Annotated in this window: 9 protein-coding genes; 1 reads left to right on the top strand and 8 read right to left on the bottom strand. The window is 67.8% G+C overall.

The genetic code is table 11. From position 1 onward, the window contains the following. Window positions 1–565: 565 nt before the first annotated feature. The 8 genes from leuS to VXJ25_RS08975 all read right to left on the bottom strand — a co-directional run bounded on the left by leuS (window position 566) and on the right by VXJ25_RS08975 (window position 15,438). A complete protein-coding gene (leuS, locus tag VXJ25_RS09010; RefSeq protein ID WP_330958884.1) occupies window positions 566–3,160 on the bottom strand; it encodes a leucine--tRNA ligase in 2,595 nt (864 codons plus the stop codon). A 612-nt stretch (window positions 3,161–3,772) separates the two neighbouring features. Then, complete coding sequence (locus tag VXJ25_RS09005) at window positions 3,773–5,287, bottom strand: IMP dehydrogenase (protein ID WP_330958883.1); 1,515 nt, start codon at window positions 5,285–5,287, stop codon at window positions 3,773–3,775. Window positions 5,288–5,473: 186 nt separating this feature from the next. Beyond that, a complete protein-coding gene (locus VXJ25_RS09000; RefSeq protein WP_407941931.1) occupies window positions 5,474–6,748 on the bottom strand; it encodes a glycosyltransferase family 2 protein in 1,275 nt (424 codons plus the stop codon). A gap of 60 nt (window positions 6,749–6,808) precedes the next feature. Beyond that, a complete protein-coding gene (locus tag VXJ25_RS08995; protein WP_330958881.1) occupies window positions 6,809–7,822 on the bottom strand; it encodes an RluA family pseudouridine synthase in 1,014 nt (337 codons plus the stop codon). Continuing rightward, on the bottom strand, window positions 7,819–8,325 hold the full coding sequence (lspA, locus tag VXJ25_RS08990; protein ID WP_330958880.1) for a signal peptidase II: 507 nt from the start codon (window positions 8,323–8,325) through the stop codon (window positions 7,819–7,821). Before lspA ends, VXJ25_RS08995 begins: the two co-directional genes overlap by 4 nt. Before the next feature lie 14 nt (window positions 8,326–8,339). Beyond that, on the bottom strand, window positions 8,340–11,150 hold the full coding sequence (gene ileS, locus VXJ25_RS08985; RefSeq protein WP_330958879.1) for an isoleucine--tRNA ligase: 2,811 nt from the start codon (window positions 11,148–11,150) through the stop codon (window positions 8,340–8,342). A gap of 440 nt (window positions 11,151–11,590) precedes the next feature. Further along, window positions 11,591–12,313, bottom strand: coding sequence for an Abi family protein (locus VXJ25_RS08980; protein ID WP_330958878.1), 723 nt, complete (start codon window positions 12,311–12,313; stop codon window positions 11,591–11,593). A 218-nt stretch (window positions 12,314–12,531) separates the two neighbouring features. Then, window positions 12,532–15,438, bottom strand: a complete 2,907-nt coding sequence (locus VXJ25_RS08975; protein ID WP_330958877.1) for an RICIN domain-containing protein — start codon at window positions 15,436–15,438, stop codon at window positions 12,532–12,534. 236 nt (window positions 15,439–15,674) lie between these two features. Between VXJ25_RS08975 and ftsH the strand changes: the two genes are divergently transcribed. Beyond that, complete coding sequence (gene ftsH, locus VXJ25_RS08970; protein WP_330958876.1) at window positions 15,675–17,600, top strand: ATP-dependent zinc metalloprotease FtsH; 1,926 nt, start codon at window positions 15,675–15,677, stop codon at window positions 17,598–17,600. The last annotated feature ends 49 nt before the right edge of the window (window positions 17,601–17,649 follow it).

Here is a 17,649-nt window from a genome sequence, read left to right as displayed (position 1 = left end):
CCGAAGTCTCTTCAGGACAACAGAACCAGGGCATACGTTGGCATTGAGGTCGGGTCGCCCGGCTCCGGCGCAGCCACGCGGGCCACGGCGTGCATCCTCCCGAGTTGTGGACGGCCCCCCGTGCGGCCGGGCGCCCCCGGGGCGCCGCGGGCCGGCCCCCGGCGCTGCGGGACGGGCGTGACCCCGGGAAGCGCGTGCGCCGGGCGGGCAGCGGGCGCGGTCGGAGCCGGCGGGGGCGGCCCCGACCCGTCCACAAGTCCGAAAGACGCACGGGCGCACGGGCGGGGCTGCGCCGCGGGGCCCTAAGGAGTCTGGCGATCAGAAACTAGCAGCTCAAGGCAAAGGAAAACCGGCACCCTCGCGAGGTGCGGGGGTGCCGGCTAGCCTGGCATACCTGGTTGAGGCGACCCGTGGGCCTACCATCTCGGCCGTCCGGCGTCTCGGGTGTGCGGGCGTCTCGGGTGTGTCCATCTCGGCCGTGCGGGCGTCTCGGGCGCGGACACGTGGTCGTGCGCCCGTACGGGCGTGCGACAGCGCGGCCACGCCGCGCCGTAGCGCGGAAGCGCTAGATGGCCACGATGTTCACGAGCCTGCCGGGCACGACGATGACCTTCTTAATCGTCTTGCCCACGAGCTGGTCGGCCACGGCGGCCTTGGCGGCCTCCTCCAGCTCCTCCTTCGAGACGTCGGCCGCCACGTCGATGCGGGCGCGCACCTTGCCCTTGACCTGCACCGCGATCTGGATCTCGTCGCTCTTGGCCTGTTCGGGGTCGAACTCGGGCCACGGCTCGTTGTAGACCGAGCCCTCGCGACCGAGTGCCGCGTGGAAGAGCTCCTCGGCCCAGTGCGGGATGATCGGGGCGAGCATGGCGACCACGTCGTGTGCGACCCTCATGCAGAGTGCCGCGTCGCGCTCTGCGACCGGTACGTCGTTCACGTACTTGCTCGCGGCGTTCACGAGCTCCATGACCGCGGAGATGGCGGTGTTGAACTGGCCGCGGTCGAAGTCCTCGGTGCACTTGACGCCGTGCTCGTTGAGCTGGCGCCACAGCTCCTTGGACGCACCGGAGAGCTTGGAGGGGTCGAGCGCGGGGCTGCCGGCCGCGGTGCCGGCCGCAGTGCCGGCCGCGGCGCCCTCGGTGAGCAGCCAGACGATGCGCCAGGCGCGCTTGATGAAGCGGTTGGCGCCGGCCACAGCCTCGGGATCCCAGTTGAAGTCCTTCTCCGACGGAGCGATGAAGAGGATGGCGAGGCGCATGGTGTCCGCGCCGTAGGGCCCGATCACGCTGGAGGGAGGCACGACGTTGCCCTTGGACTTGGACATGGTGTCGCCGTTCTCGTCCTTGACCATGCCCTGGCAGAGCAGGTTGGTGAAGGGCTCGTCCACGTCGATCATGCCCAGGTCGCGGCAGACCTTGGTCCAGAAGCGGGAGTAGAGCAGGTGCAGGATCGCGTGCTCGATGCCGCCGATGTAGTTGTCTACGGGCATCCAGCGGTTGACCGCCTCCTTGGAGAAGGGCAGCTCGTCGTTGTGCGGGTCGCAGTAGCGCAGGTAGTACCAGCTGGAGCACGTGAAGGTGTCCATGGTGTCGGTGATGCGCTTGGCCGGCCTGCCGCACTTGGGGCAGGTGGTCTCGTAGAAGGGCGCGTACTCCGCAAGGGTCTCGCCGGCGCCCAGGTCGAGGTTCTCCGGCAGCCTGACCGGCAGATCCTCGTAGGGCACGGGGACGTCGCCGCAGCAGTCGCAGTGGATCATCGGGATGGGGTTGCCCCAGTAGCGCTGGCGGCTGATCAGCCAGTCGCGGAGGCGGAACTGCACCGTCTTGCGGCCGAGTCCGCGCTCCTCGAGATAGGAGATCATGGCGTCGACGGCCTCGGAGTGCTTGCCGCCACGCAAGCCGGTGAACTGGCCGGACTGCACGAGGTAGCCCTCGGCGGCCATGGCGCCGTCCCAGTCGACGTCGGTGACCTCGAGGTCGCGCACGTCCTTCAGGCGATCGTAGAGCGGGTCGTCCTTCTCGCAGATGATCGGCGGGATGGGCAGGCCGTACTTGCGGGCGAAGTCGAAGTCGCGCTGGTCGCCCGAGGGCACGCCCATGACGGCGCCGGTGCCGTAGTCGAGCAGCACGTAGTCGGCGACCCAGATGGGCGCGGGCCTGCCGTTGATGGGGTTGATCACGTAGCGGCCGGTGAAGACGCCGTGCTTCTCGCGGTCGGAGCCCTGGCGGTCGACGCTGGAGACCTTCTCCGTGGCGGCCTTGAGCTCCAGGAAGGCGGGCTCGTACTCGGTGCCGGCGACGAGCTCGGCGGCAAGCTCGCTCTCGGGCGGCAGCACCATGAACGAGACGCCGAAGAGGGTGTCGGCGCGGGTGGTGAAGACCGTGATCTTGCGGTCGGTCGGCGTCACGCCGTCCTTGTCCGCCAGGGTGAAGTCGATCTCGGCGCCCTCGGAGCGGCCGATCCAGTTGCGCTGCATGGCCTTGACGCGCTCGGGCCAGCCGGTCAGCTTGTCGAGGTCGTCCAGCAGCTCCTGGGCGTAGTCGGTGATCTTGAGGTACCACTGGGAGAGGTTGCGCTTCTCGGGGATGCTCCCGCAGCGCCAGCAGCGGCCCTCGACGACCTGCTCGTTGGCGAGCACGGTCTTGCAGCTGGGGCACCAGTTGACCGGCGAGGTGGCGCGGTAGACCAGGCCCTTCTCGTACATCTTGAGGAACATCCACTGGCCCCACTTGTAGTACTCGGGGTCGCAGGTGCGCACCAGGCGGTCGTAGTCGTACGAGAAGCCCATGCGCTTCATGGTGGCGATGGCCGTGTCCATGTTCTTGTAGGTCCACTTGGCGGCCTGCGTGTTGTGCTTGATCGCCGCGTTCTCCGCGGGGAGGCCGAAGGCGTCGAAGCCCATTGGGTGCAGCACGTCGTAGCCCCTCATGCGGGCCTGGCGCGCCATCGCGTCGCCGATGGTGTAGTTGCGGGCGTGGCCCATGTGGAGGTCACCCGAGGGGTACGGGAACATCTCCAGCACGTACTTCTTGGGCTTGGAGGGGTCCTCGTCGGTCTTGTAGAGCTCCTCGTCCTCCCAGGTCTTCTGCCACTTGGTCTCTATGGCCTGCGCGTCGTAGGCAGGCACCTCAAAGTCGTTCTGCTGAGTGCTGTCGCACATGTGAAACCCCTTCTCGCTACTTTGCATAGCCTGTCGATTCTAGCAGGTATCCCACGGAGCGGCGACGATGCGGAACCTGCTCGACATACTGCGCAGGCGGCGGCACGGTGGGCTGAGGCGCGGGGGCTGCGGCGGCTGCGCGGGGACGCGGGGGGCTGCGCGGGGGGCAGCGGCGCGCTTGGCCCCGCGCCCCGAGCGCCCCTTCGCACCGAAAGCACGCGCAGCGCGCTTGGACCCGGACCTCCAGCGCCCCCTCCCGCGCCGGAACTACGCACGGCTGCGTTTAAGGTTTGTGGAGTGCTGGGCTTTTGTCGGCCTCACCCTCAGTCGTGCGTAATTCGGGATCCACGAGTTGCCGCGAGAAGGACCTGGGGCCGCGAGGCGGACCTGGCGAGGCGAGGCCCTCCGGCGCCGGCGCCGGCGGCGCCCGAGACCCCATCGGGGCTTCCGCAAGCACGCGCATCACGCAGGAGGGGCCGCCGGAATCCCGGCAGCCCCTCAACTTACGCGTCCTTCTCCCCTGGCGGGTGCCAGCCTGCAGTCCCGGCGGCCCGCAGCCCCCGCGGCCAGGCCTGCAGTCCCGGCGGCAAGGCCGACTCCCGCCGAGGCCCGCTACCCGCGGTAGTTGGTGTCCGCGTTGCTGTCCTTTAGGATGACGTCGTGCGCGCCGCCCTCGACCAGCGAGGTCGCGGAGACCAGCGTGATCTTGGCCTTGTCGCGCAGCTCGGCCAGGTCGAGCGCGCCGCAGTTGCACATCGTGGAGCGCACCTTGGTCAGCGAGCCGTCCACGCCCTCCTTGAGCGGGCCGGCGTAGGGCACGTAGGAGTCGACGCCCTCGACGAAGGACATGCCCTTCTTGCCGCCGAGGTCGTAGCGCTGCCAGTTGCGCGCGCGGGCCGAGCCCTCGCCCCAGTACTCCTTGACGTAGGAGCCGTTGACGTTGAGGCGGCGGGTCGGGGACTCGTCGAAGCGGGCGAAGTAGCGGCCGAGCATCAGGAAGTCGGCGCCCATGGCGAGGGCCAGCGTCATGTGGTAGTCGTAGACGATGCCGCCGTCAGAGCAAACCGGCACGTAGATGCCCGTCTCGCGGAAGTAGCGGTCGCGCTCGGCGCAGACGTCGATGAGCGCGGAAGCCTGGCCGCGGCCGATGCCCTTCTGCTCGCGGGTGATGCAGATGGAGCCGCCGCCGATGCCGACCTTCACGAAGTCCGCGCCGCAGTCCGCCAGGTAACGGAAGCCCTCGGCGTCCACCACGTTGCCCGCGCCGACCTTGACGGAGTCGCCGTAGTGCTCGCGGATCCAGTCGATCGTGAGCTTCTGCCACTCGGAGAAGCCCTCGGAGGAGTCGATGCAGAGCACGTCGACGCCTGCGTCGATCAGCTTGGGGACGCGCTCGGCGTAGTCGCGCGTGTTGATGCCGGCGCCGACCATGTAGCGCTTGTGCTCGTCGAGCAGCTCGTCGGGGTTGGACTTGTGGGAGTCGTAGTCCTTGCGGAAGACGATGGAGGTCAGGCGTCCGTCCTTGTCCACGATGGGCAGGGCGTTGAGCTTGTGCTCCCAGATGATGTCGTTGCAGTCGTGCAGGCTCGTGCCCTCGGGGGCGGTGACGAGCTTGTCGGCCGGGGTCATGAACTCGGAGACCTTCTTGGCGCGGTCATCGCGCGAGAGGCGGTAGTCGCGCGAGGTCACGATGCCGACGAGGTGGCCGTGCGCGGTGCCGTCGTCCGTGACGGGCATGGTGGAGTGGCCCGTGCGCTCCTTGAGCTCGAGCACGTCCTCCAGGGACATGTCCGGCGTGAGGGTGGAGTCTGATGCCACGAAGCCGGCCTTGTAGCTCTTGACCTCCTCGACCATCGCGGCCTCCTGCTCGGGGGTCTGCGAGCCGTAGATGAAGGAGATGCCACCCTGCTGGGCGAGGGCGACGGCCAGCTTGGGGCCGGAGACGGCCTGCATGATGGCGGAGACCATGGGGATGTTGAGCTTGATCGAGGGCTCCTCGCCCTTGCGGAAGCGCACCAGGGGCGTCTCGAGAGAGACGTTGGCAGGGATGTTCTCATGCGAGGAGTAGCCTGGGACGAGAAGATACTCAGAGAAGGTGTGGGACTCCCCTTCGAAGAACGTTGCCATAGTTTGTGGTCTCCTTCTGCCGCTTCCAATAATTTTTGCGATTGTAGCACCGTCGGAGGTTGGTACACAAAGGCAACATCCGACGGCGCTTTCGTCCACGTGGAGGAGGCGGGACCGAGGGCCCGCCGCGCGCCCGGACGCACGAGGGGCGCCGGGCAGCTGCGCCCCGCGCCCCCCGCTCGCTCGCTACCCCTCGCTCATCACGTCGTCGAAGTTGACCGCAATGTCGTGCTTGGTGGGTACCCACTCGACCTTCTTGAAGAGCGCCACCACCGTGATGGGGATGTAGGTCAGCATGAAGATCGGGAAGGTGAATATGTTGGTCACGATGCGCCACTTCTTGCGGCAGTGGATGTGCTTGCGTTCGGAGATGGTCGTGATTAGCCCCAGGATCCAGAAGACGATGTACATGGACCCGAAGGTCATGACCAGCGAGCCCACGCACATCAGCAGCTCGCCCTGGGTGGCGATGAATCCGTGGCTGAAGTAGCCGATGACCAGGTACGCGCCGTTCACGAAGGCAGAGAGCAGGGTCAGAATCATGCCCGGGGCCACCGTCATCAGCATGTCATAGGAGGAGAACCGCCTCTCCTTGATGATGCCTGAGAGCAGGTTCCGGTTGTAGGAGAAGAACACCTGGTAGAAGCCCTTGGTCCAGCGCATGCGCTGCGTCCAGGACGCCTTGAAGGTGACGGGCTGCTCGTCGAAGAACTCCGCCGGCGCGTAGCCGATCTGGATGCCGTGCGCGCAGCAGAAGGTCGAGAACTGGATGTCCTCGGTCAGCACGTGGAAGTTCCAGCCGTGCATGCCCTTGATGATCTTCTCTGACACGAGCCAGCCGGAGCCGGAGATGGCGCAGCTCGTGCCCACCATCATGCGGACGTTGTTCAGGAACTTGGCCTCGCGGAGGAACCAGGTGGCGTAGGCCGAGCTGATCCAACTCGAGTCGAAGTTCTTGGAGTTGCGGTAGCTGGTGCAGACCAGATAGCCGGCGTCGAAGGCCTGGTTCATGATCTCCACGTAGTTGGGGGCGATGATGTTGTCCGCGTCCATCACGAAGAAGGCCTCGTACTTGTCGCCGTACTCGTTCAGGATGCGGTTGAAGGCGTAGTCGAGCACCCAGCTCTTGCCCTTGCGGACCAGGTCGTTCCTGGACCAGGCGATGGCGCCGGCCTTCTGCGCCTCCTCGAAGGTGTTGTCCGTGCAGGCGTCCGCGACCACGAAGCAGTCGATCAGGCCGTCGTACTTCTGCGTGAGGATCGAGCGCACGAGGTTGCCGATGACCGGCTCCTCGTTGTGCGCGGCGATCACGAAGGCGTAGGAGTGGTTCTTCTTGGCCTTGGGCAGCACCACGTCGCCGTGGATGAGGCCGCGGATGAGGAACACGAGCTGGTAGAAGTAGGCCAGCGTGAAGAAGAGCAGGATGATGAAGTTGAAGATGACGATGGGCGTCAGGCCCATGCGGTTGAGTTCCACCTTGACTCCGCCTCTCTCGAGCGGGCTTTCGCCCTGTCGGGCGCGCTACTCCCCCGGCGCGAGCCGCGGGCAGATGGCCGCGCCCGCCTCGGTGCGGCCCATCGAGCGTTCCTGAAGAGATTCTAGTACACCGTACAGGTCGTGCGGCAGGGAGTCAGCCAGCTCGATGGTTTCTCCCGTGACGGGGTGGTCGAAGCGCACGTGCCAGCTGTGGAGGAACTGCCGGCGCAGTCCCAGGTTCTGCCTGTCGTCGCCGCGGCCGTAGAGCTGGTCGCCCACGAGGGGGTGCCCCACGTGGCGCAGGTGCACGCGGATCTGGTGCGTGCGCCCCGTGTAGAGGTGGCACTCCAGGAGCGAGTAGCCCTCGTCGCGCCTGCCCGCCTCGAAGCGCTCGAGGGTACGGAAGGTCGTGATGGCCTCGCGCGCGCCGGGCGCGTCGGAGACGGCCATGCGGAGCCGGTCGCGCGTGGAGCGCGCGATGCCCGTCTCGATCGTGCCCTCGTCGGGGGCCACGTAGCCCTGCACGAGGGTGACGTAGCGCCTGTCCAGCACGCGCAGGCGGATGAGGTCCTGCAGCGCCTTCTGGGTGACGTCGTCCTTGGCGGCCAGCATCAGCCCCGAGGTGTCCATGTCGAGCCGGTGCACGATCCCGGGGCGCTCCTCCCCCTGCAGGTGCCCCAAGTGCTCGTAGCCACAGTGGGCGACAAGGGCGTTGGCCAGCGTGTCGCTCACGTGGCCGGGCGAGGGGTGACAGACCAGCCCCGCCTGCTTGGAGAGCACGATCAGGTGCTCGTCCTCGAAGCGGATGTCGAGGGGGATGTCCGGGTTGGGCGGGAGCTGGCCGGGGGCGGGCTCGGGCTCGGGGACCTCCGCCTGCACGCGGTCGCCGAGGAGGACGCGCTCACTCTTGCTCGTGGCAAGCGTGCCGTTGATGGTGACGGCACCGCCCTCGACGAGCCTCGCGCAGGCGCTCCTGGAGGGGCAGCCCACCTGCGCGGCGAGGAAGCTGTCGAGCCTCGTCCCGTCGGCCTCTGGCCCCACGAGGGCGCTAACGATCACGCGTCCTCCTCCCCGCCCTTGCCGCGCCTTCGGTCCCAGGCGAGGTAGAGGACGAAGGCCACGGCGACCCCGACCGTCACGCAGACGTCCGCGACGTTGAAGACGGGGAAGTTCATGAAGGTCGTGGCAAGGAAGTCCGTCACCGACCCCTTGCAGACGCGGTCGATCATGTTGCCCAGGCCGCCACCAGCGACGAGGCCGATGGCCACGACCAGGGGAAGCGGCAGGTCGGCGTGGCACCAGACGACCACGTTCGCGCAGGCCAGGACGGCCAGGGCGACGAGTACGAAGAGCGCGCCCGCGCCCAGGCCGATCGAGAAGGCGGCACCGGTGTTCTCGACCAGTACGAGATCGAGAACACCGGGCACGAAGGGCTGGCCCCCCGGCACGACGACCTGGCGGACCGCGGCCTTCGTCGCCTGGTCGACAAGGGCGACGACGCCGACGACGAGCCAGAATACGACGAGCCTCAGGCCCCTCGCGCTTGTGCCCCTAGAGTCCATCCGTCGCTTCCCGCCTACTCCGTCTCGGCGACCGCCTCGCGGCAGCGCTCGCACAGACCGTCCTCGCCGACCTCGCGCCAGTTCCAGCAGCGCTCGCACTTGTGGCCCTCGGCGGGCAGGCACTCGCAGGCGAGCTCCTCGCCCTCGTGCAGGCACACGTCGGAGCAGACGAAGGCCTCGCCGAGGTCGAGCCCCTCCACGCCGGAGAGCGCCTCGAAGGCGTCGTGCGGCACGGTGAGCTCGGCGCGCGCGGCCTGCGTGGTCTTCTCCTCGATGGTGCCGGCCTCGAGCGCCTTGTCGTAGGCCTTGGTGAAGGCGTTGCGCGCCTCGAGCATGGCCTCGTAGGCGCCCAGATAGCGCTCGTAGCCCGCGCGGTCGAGCGGCGCCTCGAACCAGTCGAGGAGGGCGGCGTAGCGCTGGCCCTCGCGCAGGGACTCGGGCAGGTAGGCCATGACCTCGTCGGTGGTGTAGGCCAGGATCGGCTGCAGGTCGTGGACGAGCATGGACAGCAGGTACGACCAGGTCGTCTGCGCGGAACGACGCTCCTTGGAGCCGGCGGCCGAGCAGTACATGCGGTCCTTGGTGGCGTTGAGGTAGCCGTTGGAGAGCTCGGTCACCACGTAGTCGTACAGCGTGCGGTAGACCACGTTGAAGCGGTAGCCCTCGTAGGCCTCGGTGACCTGGTCGTGGACCTGGCACATGCGGGCGAGGTTGAGCTTGTCGTAGGCCGTGAGCTCCTCGAAGGCAAGGCCGTCGGTCGCCAGGTCGAACTGCCCCTCGAGCTCGCCGAGCAGGAAGCGCAGGGTGTTGCGGAAGCGGCGGTAGGCGTCGGCCACGCGGTCGAGGATCTGCTCGTCGCAGGCCACGTCGACCGAGGTGTCGACCGAGGAGACCCAGAGGCGCACGATGTCGGCGCCGCGCGTGTCGCAGACCTTGTTCGGGTCGATCGTGTTGCCGAGCGACTTGGACATCTTGCGGCCCTGGCCGTCCAGGGTGAAGCCCTGGGAGACGACCGACTTGTAGGGGGCCACGCCGTAGGCGCCCACGGAGGTCATGAGCGAGCTCATGAACCAGCCGCGGTGCTGGTCGGAGCCCTCGAGGTACATGTCAGCCGGGAACTGCAGGTAGTCGCGGTGCTTGCAGACGGCCGTGTGGGAGACGCCGGAGTCCCACCAGACGTCGAGGATGTCCTGGTTGGCCTTGAGCTCGTGGCTGCCGCACTTGGGGCAGACGCAGTGTTCGCCCAGGTACTCCTTGGGGTCGTCGGTGAACCAGGCGTCGGAGCCCTTCTCGCGGAAGAGGCGGATGACGTCGTCCAGGGTGTCGTCGTTCACGACGGTCTCGCCGCAGTCCTGGCAGGTGAAGGCCGGGATGGGCACGCCCCAGGAGCGCTGGCGGGAGATGCACCAGTCGGGGCGCTGCTCGACCATGGAGCCGATGCGCTTGACGGAGTGCGCGGGGTAGAAGCGCACGTGGTCGAGGGCGTCGAGCGCCTGCTTGCGCAGGCCCGTCTCGTCCATGGAGACGAACCACTGGTTGGTGGCGCGGAAGATGACCGGCTGCTTGCAGCGCCAGCAGTGCGGGTAGCTGTGCGTGATGTCCTCATGGAGGATAAGGACGTCGCGCTCGCGGAGCCACTCGATGATCTTGGGGTTGGCCTCGTTGACCTCCATGCCACTCCACGGGCCGCCGGTGCCGATCTTATCGCCCTTGTAGAAGCGGCCGTCGTCGTCGACGGGCATCACGATGGGGATGTTGAACCGCATGCCGGCGTTGTAGTCATCGACGCCGTGGCCGGGCGCGGTGTGGACGATGCCGGTGCCGTCCTCGAGCGTGACGTAGTCGGCGTAGATGAACTCGCCCTCGACGCCCTGGTCGCCGAAGATCGGCTGCTTGTAGCGGTTGTGGCAGAGCTCCTCGCCAGTCATGCGCCAGACCTCGCCCGAGGCCGTGCGCGCGAGCTCGTAGGAGTCGTAGCCGAACTTGGCGCAGTCGCGCTCGACGAGGGCCTCGGCGAGGATCTCGCAGCGGCCGTCGACCACGACGGCGACGTAGGAGGCCTCGGGATGCAGGATGACCGCGTCATCGGCAGGCAGGGTCCAGGGCGTGGTGGTCCAGATGTCGACCCAGAGGTTGCCCTCGTAGGCCTCGAGGCCCGCGGGCACCGTCGTCATCTCGAAGCGAACGAAGATGGCGGGCGACACCTCGTCGGAGTACTCGATCTCCGCCTCGGCGAGGGCCGTGTGGCAGTGGCTGCACCAGTGGACCGGCTTGCGGCCGCGGTAGATCGCGCCCTTGTCGTAGATGGCCTTGAAGATCTCTATGTCCGTGGCGTCGTAGTCGTTCACGTAGGTGAGGTAGGGGTTGTCCCACTCGCCGAGGACGCCGAGGCGCTTGAAGCCCTGGCGCTGGGTGTCGACCTGGGAGACGGCCTCCTTGCGGCAGATCTCGCGGATCTTCTCCTTGGGGAGCTGGTTGAACTTCTCGGTCCCGAGCTGCTCCTCGACCTTGTGCTCGATGGGCTGGCCGTGGCAGTCCCAGCCGGGGACGTAGGGCGTGAGGTAGCCGCGCATCGCCTTGTAGCGGTTGATCATGTCCTTGGAGATCTTGTTCATCGCGTGGCCGAGGTGGATGGGGCCGTTGGCATACGGGGGGCCGTCGTGCAGGACGAACTTCTCGTGCCCCTCGTTCTTCTTGAGCAGGAGCTCGTAGACGCCATTGTCCTCCCAGTCCTTGAGGCGCGCCGGCTCGTTCTGGGCGAGGCTCGCGCGCATCGAGAACTTGGTCTTGGGGAGGTTCATGGTCTTCTTGTACTTGTTTGCCACTCCTCTTCCTTCCGTCTAGCGGGCACCACGCAAGAGGCGCCCGTCCCTCCTGCTGGGACGAAGCGCCTCCAGGTACACTTCGCTTGTAGACCACCCAGCGAGCGGATATCCGCCTTACTCGGCTGGCCTGTCTCGGCGGCCACTCCGGCGACGTCTACTCGCGGGCAGAGCCCGCTTTTGGGCCGCAGCTCCGAGGTGATCTTCTCCCGGACGCCGGCGCGGGCTCACACCGTCCCCGCTCGCTCTTGCCTGCGTGACCCGAGGTACTCCTCCTCATCAAAGCCACGGGGGTGATTCTAGCACCTCCCGGGCGCAGTGGCGCCGCCAATCGCGACTCTCCACGGGCGTCGCCGGAAGCCTGAGTCATCGAATATGGTCACAAGCAGTGAAATGGCCTCTTGCACGCCACGAGAGGCCCCAGAAAGACTCGATTCTTGCCGCTACAACCCCACGCCCACGGGCGCCGGGTCGCCGTCGAGGAAGCGCTCGACGCCCGTGCGGGGGTCTTCGCCGAAAAGGCGATCGTAGGCCTCGGGATGCAGGTCGCGCAGCAGCGCCACCGCGTCGGCGTCCACGGCTCTCGGCGAGAGTCCCTTGTCCTTTGGGTCGAAGAGACGCTCATGGTGTGCCACCCTGTTCCTCAACTGGTTCACGGCATAGAGGCGGGCGTTGAGGTCGTTGCGGTCAGACCCGACAGGCCACGCCTTGTGCAAGTGTGGAATCCACAGGTCGCGCTCGCGACTGCGGTCGGTGAGGTGCACCCAGAAGCCGAGCGTGAGTCCCGCCACGACCTGGTCGGCGTTGCTATGGTCGCGCGCGCGTCTCTGCGCATCGTCGATTGCGCGGCGGTTCACGAGGTTCACGTCACGCTGCTTCTTGGCCTTGCTCATGCGCATGATGGGCGCCCTGAGGGGCGAGGAGTCGTCCAGCAGCCATCCGTCCCCCAAGCCATCGCGAAGCACGCGAGCGTAGGAGTTACGCAGAGCAAGCTCGAAGTGAGCGACGTCCATCATCACAGCCCTGCCGAGCGCAAGGTTCCATTCGTGGAGGGCGAGGGCGAGTTCCACGTCGCCGCCACAGTCGGCGAGGTAGGGAGCCAGGCGCGCGGGCGAGAGCCACCTCTTCGCCCACTCGAGGGTCGAAGGCCGCTCTTCTTCCGCCACACCCTCGGCGTTCGCAGGGGATTGTGCCACATCCGGTTTCACGGCCTCGTCCCTCTCCTCGCTCAGCCGTCCCCTCCTATGGACACGATTTAGGCCCGGTGACTTGAATCAGCGGTCATCCCGGGCCCATCGTCTCGTAGTATACCCTCCGACGGAGTTTTTAACAGCACGGCTCGGAATCGCGGCTCTGACGCTGCGCGGCGCCGGTAGCCGCCCCGCTACGAGCGCGACGCCAGGGCGAGCCAGTCCTCCGCGCTGCCGTAGAACTTATCGAGGTCGAGGTCGCCGCTGAAGTTGTCGAGCCTGCCCGTCGCGGAGTACTGGAAGACGGTCGGCCGCTCCCACGCGCCGAAGCTGGAGCTGTTCCCCATCCACGGGGACCCGAGGTAGCCGTACTGGGCGTCCATGTCGGGGTACTGGGCGCACCACAGGCCGTAGCCCGCATCCGCGACCGAGCTCCAGTCGTACTGGTTCACCACTGACCTGCTCATGTAGATGAGCGGGCGCACGCCGGTCAGCCCATAGACGGTGTCGAGCCACTTCTTTGCCGCCCCCACGCCGAGCGAGGTCACGTCGCTGTAGCTCGTGTTCTCCCAGTCGAGGAAGAGCACGGCCTTGCCCAGGTAGTCCTTGACCGAGTCCACGAAGGCCCTGGCCTGCTCGACCATGGAGACGCCGGCCTTGGCGAAGTGGTAGAAGCCAAGGAGCTTGCCCGCGTCGAGTACGCGGTCGGCCATGGAGGTGTAGCTCGAGGCCTCGCCCACGCCGTCGCTCCACTGAAGGCTCGTGCCCTCGGTCGTCTTGATGACCACGAAGTCGCCTGCGACCGAGTAGGGGTCGAAGTGGCCGTCGTAGCTCATGGCGATGTCGACGCCGTCGAGCGTGGTGGCGCTGTCCGCCTGCCTGCGCGCCGCCTTGAAGAGGAAGCCCTTGGAGGAGGACGTGTCGCCGAGGACGAGCGCCGAGCCGGAGGTGGTGCCGCCGGCCTTGACGCCCTCCCCCGCCGCCTGGGCGGCGGCCTTGGCGGTGACGATCCTGATGGCGTTGGTCGTGGGGTCGAAGCTCACGTGCCAGAGCTGGTCGTCCGAGCCGCTGGCCCCCTGCTGCACGACCCTCTCGCCCGCGGCGGTCAGGTACTTGCCCGACTTGACGTTTACAATCTGCCAGCCGCCGGAGGGAAGCCTCACGACCTTGAAGCGCTGTGCCGCGGAGCCGTTGTCCTCGAAGACCTGGAGCGCCACGCCGTCGGCGTCGCTCGCGCCGGGGACGTCCACCACGAGGTCGCCCGAGCCGTCCATGCTCACGATGGTGTAGACCTCGCCCGAGGCGAGGACGTCGCAGGGGACGAAGTGGAAGCGCTGGGCCGCCGAGGCGTTGGTGCCCCAGACCTGAATCCTGGCGCCCGCCTTGGTGGAGTTGCCGTTCACGTCGAGCGCCACGCCGCCGTCCAGGGCGGAGACGAGCTGCCAGCCACCGGCGCCGAGCTTCAAGTACCACCTCTGGGCCTGCGTGCCGTTGTCGGCGTACTGCTGGACTACCGTGCCCTGCGCGGTGGAGCCCGCGGAGACGTCGAGCGCCTTGCCGGAGCCCACGTTAACGAGCTTCACCTTGTCGCCGTCGTAGGAGACGTACCAGCGCTCGGAGAGGCTTGCCTCAGAGATTGCGGCGCTCGTGGCAGGCGAGCCGTCCTCGGCGGTCGCGCCGGAGACGGCGAGCGCGTTTGCGTGGTTGTTCTCGAGCACGATGCGGTAGGTGCCCTCGGCCACGGCGCGCGCTACGCGCGAGAGCGTCCAGCGCTGGGCATCCGTGCCGTTGGACTCAAAGATCTGCACGTTGGCGCCGTCCTGGGCGGAGGCCGCACTGACGTCGAGCGCGCGGCCGTCGCCGAGCGCCGAGACGAAGGAGTAGGTACCGTCGGCGTTGGCCACGAGCGCCCAGCGCTGGGCGCGGGTGCCGTTGGAGGAGTACTGCCAGACGTTGGCGCCGTTGGCATCGCGGGCGCCGTCGACGTCGAGGGCGCGGCCGGACACGGCGGAGAGGATCGTGTAGTAGCCGCTCTCCGCGTCGTAGGTCAGCTGGAACTCCTGGGCCTGAGTCCCGTTCGCGGCGTACTGCTGGACGTTCCCGCCGTCATCGAGGCTCGCGCCGGAGACGTCGAGCACCTTGCCGGAGCCGGCGTTGGCGATGGTGTAGACGCCGTCCTCCACGAGCGGCCCGAGCGAGGTGAGCCCGAAGCTCTGCGCGGCCGTGCCGTTGGGGGTCCAGAGCTGCACTCGCGCGCCCAGGTCCCTGGAGGCCGCGCTCACGTCGAGGGCGAGCCCGTCTCCCCCGCCGGCGCCGAGCTTGGAGAGGAAGAGGTAGCGGCCGGCACGGACCGGGTCGCAGACGATCCTCCAGAGCTGGGCCGGGGTCCCGTTGCCCTCGTACTGCTGCACGGTCGCGCCGGAGGAGGCGCTGCCGTTGGCGACGTCGAGGTACTTGCCTGAGTTGACGTTCTGGACGGTGTAGTAGCCGCCGACTGCCGAGGAGATGCGCCAGCGCTGGGCGGCGCTCTGGTTGCCCGACCACGTCTGCACCACGCCGCCGTTGCCGGTCGCGCCGGCAGAGACGTCCAGATGGCGGTCGTCCGCCACGCCGGAGGTGATGTCGTAGAGGCCGTCTGCGACCTTGGCGTCGACGTAGCCCTCGGCCTCGGCCTCGGACTGCGCGGCCACGAGGGCGGAGGTGTGCGCGCGGACCACGGCGGCCTCTGCCGGGACGGCGGCCTGGGCGGGCTCGGCGTCCTGGGCGGGCTCGACGGCCCCGGCCGCGGTGGCGTCGCCGGTGGTCGCGGCGGGCTGCGCGTCCTTCTCGGCCTGTGCCGCGGTGGCGGGCTGCGCGTCCTTCTCGGCCTGTGCCGCAGCGGCGGGCTGCGCGTCCTGCTCCGCGGCGACCGCCTGCGTCGCATCCGCGGCTGCGGGCGCGGCAGCCACCTGCCCGGACCCGGCGGGCTGCGAGCTCGAGACCTTCTCCCCCGCTGCGTCGGCGCCGGTCGCCTCGACGGCGAGCGCAGGGGTCGCGATCCCCGCGAGGGTGGCGGCGATGGCCGCCGCCGCGACGGCGGACCTCCTCCTCGTGCTTGGCATGAGCCCTCCAAACCGTGTTTCGCCCCGCAAACGGGGCGCGAGTTGTTCGATGGAAAACGGACCTCATACTACTAGCATGGTGCTAGCGCGTCCAACGGGCGAAGGGAGCGTGTGAATGGCGTGCGCAGGTCCGCCCGCGCCTGCCCGCCCGGTGCGTAGAGCCGGGCGGTTTGGGTACCTAATAAGCCAACGCCAACTTACAGGCAATCCCCGGTCTCGGGGAGAGAGGTAACGGTATGGAGATGAACGACAAGAAGCGACGACAGTCGATGATCCTCTACGTGATCATCGCCATCGCCATTCTCTTCGCCATCAACCAGGGGTCGAGCGTCGTGCAGCACCAGCAGGTGCAGCAGGTCAGCTACAGCGACTTCCTCACCATGGTGGACGGCGACAAGGTGGACGAGGTCGAGCTCGACACAGGCGACTCCACGATCCGCTTCACCACGAAGCAAGACGGCGAGGGCAAGGTCTACGAGACCAACGTCTTCCCCAACGACGACGGGCTCGTCACGAGGCTGTCCGAGCACGACGTCAACTTCTCGGCCAACATCACCACCCAGAGTGGCGACAACATCTGGCTGCTCATGTTCCTCTACTACGGCCTGCCGATCATCATCTTCTTCCTGTTCGGCTGGTGGCTCAACCGGCGCATGCGCAAGCAGATGGGCGACGACCCGTCCATGGACTTCAGCGCGGGCGGCTTCGGCGGCTTCGGCGGGGGCGGGCTCGGCAAGTCCAACGCCAAGATAGTGGGCGAGAAGGAGACGGGCGTCACCTTCGCGGACGTGGCCGGCCAGGACGAGGCCAAGGAGTCCCTGCAGGAGATCGCCAACTTCCTCGACAACCCGCAGCGCTACCAGGACATCGGCGCCCGCTGCCCACGCGGCGCGCTGCTCGTGGGACCTCCGGGCACCGGCAAGACGCTGCTCGCCAAGGCCGTCGCAGGCGAGGCCAAGGTGCCCTTCTTCTCCATCTCCGGCTCCGAGTTCGTCGAGATGTTCGTGGGCCGCGGTGCCGCCAAGGTGCGCGACCTCTTCAAGCAGGCCAACGAGAAGGCGCCCTGCATCGTCTTCATCGACGAGATCGACACCATCGGCAAGAGGCGTGACACCTCGATCAACTCCAACGACGAGCGCGAGCAGACGCTCAACCAGCTCCTGACCGAGATGGACGGCTTCGACAACAACAAGGGCATCGTCGTGCTGGGCGCCACCAACCGCCCGGACACCCTTGACCCCGCCCTCACGCGCCCCGGCCGCTTCGACCGCCGCATCCCCGTCGAGCTGCCGGACCTCGTGGGCCGCGAGGCGATTCTCAAACTCCACGCCAACGACGTGAAGATGGAGCCCGGCGTGGACCTCGACGTGATCGCGCGCGCCACCCCCGGTGCCTCCGGCGCCGACCTCGCCAACATCATCAACGAGGCCGCGCTGCGCGCCGTGCGCATGGGCCGCACCCGCGTGAGCCAGGATGACGTGGAGGAGTCGGTCGAGGTCGTCATCGCCGGAGAGAAGCGCAAGAGCACGGTCCTCTCCGACCATGAGAAGCAGGTCGTCGCCTACCACGAGACCGGCCACGCAATCGTCGCCGCCTCGCAGAAGGGCACGGCGCCCGTCTCCAAGATCACGATCGTGCCCCGCACCTCCGGCGCGCTCGGCTACACCATGCAGGTGGACGAGGACGAGCACTTCCTGCAGACCAAGCAGGACATGGAGAACATGATCGCCACCCTGTGCGGCGGCCGCGCGGCCGAGGAGCTCATCTTCGGCGAGGCCACCAACGGCGCCTCCAACGACATCGAGAAGGCCACCAAGATCGCGCGTGCCATGGTCACCCAGTACGGCATGACCGAGCGCTTCGGCATGGTACAGCTCGGCGAGCAGCGCAACCGCTACCTCGGCGGCGGTGCGGAGCTCACCTGCTCGGAGGGCACGGCGCAGGAGATCGACGAGGAGGTCCAGCGCATCGTGGAGGAGGGCCACACCAAGGCCCTCGACACGCTGAAGGCCAACCGCTTCAAGCTCCACGAGATCGCCCGCTACCTCCAGAAGAAGGAGACCATCACGGGCGAGGAGTTCATGAAGATCTTCACCCGCGACGACGGCTTTGCCCCGACGCTGCCCAAGACGGACGCGGCCGGCACCGACGCCGCCAAGTAGCGCAGGGCAAGAAGGACCGGGGCCCGGGGCCCCGCGAGCGAGGCGAGGG

It is taken from the genome of Olsenella absiana (assembly GCF_036408855.1).
Classification (GTDB): Bacteria; Actinomycetota; Coriobacteriia; order Coriobacteriales; family Atopobiaceae; genus Olsenella_K; species Olsenella_K absiana.
The sequence above is the reverse complement of the archived record's forward strand: the minus strand, read 5'-3'. Positions and strand labels throughout refer to the sequence as shown.

Bases quoted from the DNA above. Each gene is read 5' to 3' on its own strand.
- leuS (WP_330958884.1), bottom strand. From the start codon at position 3,160: ATGTGCGACAGCACTCAGCAGAACGACTTTGAGGTGCCTGCCTACGAC.
- VXJ25_RS09005 (WP_330958883.1), bottom strand. From the start codon at position 5,287: ATGGCAACGTTCTTCGAAGGGGAGTCCCACACCTTCTCTGAGTATCTT.
- VXJ25_RS09000 (WP_407941931.1), bottom strand. From the start codon at position 6,748: ATGGGCCTGACGCCCATCGTCATCTTCAACTTCATCATCCTGCTCTTC.
- lspA (WP_330958880.1), bottom strand. From the start codon at position 8,325: ATGGACTCTAGGGGCACAAGCGCGAGGGGCCTGAGGCTCGTCGTATTC.
- VXJ25_RS08975 (WP_330958877.1), bottom strand. From the start codon at position 15,438: ATGCCAAGCACGAGGAGGAGGTCCGCCGTCGCGGCGGCGGCCATCGCC.
- ftsH (WP_330958876.1), top strand. From the start codon at position 15,675: ATGGAGATGAACGACAAGAAGCGACGACAGTCGATGATCCTCTACGTG.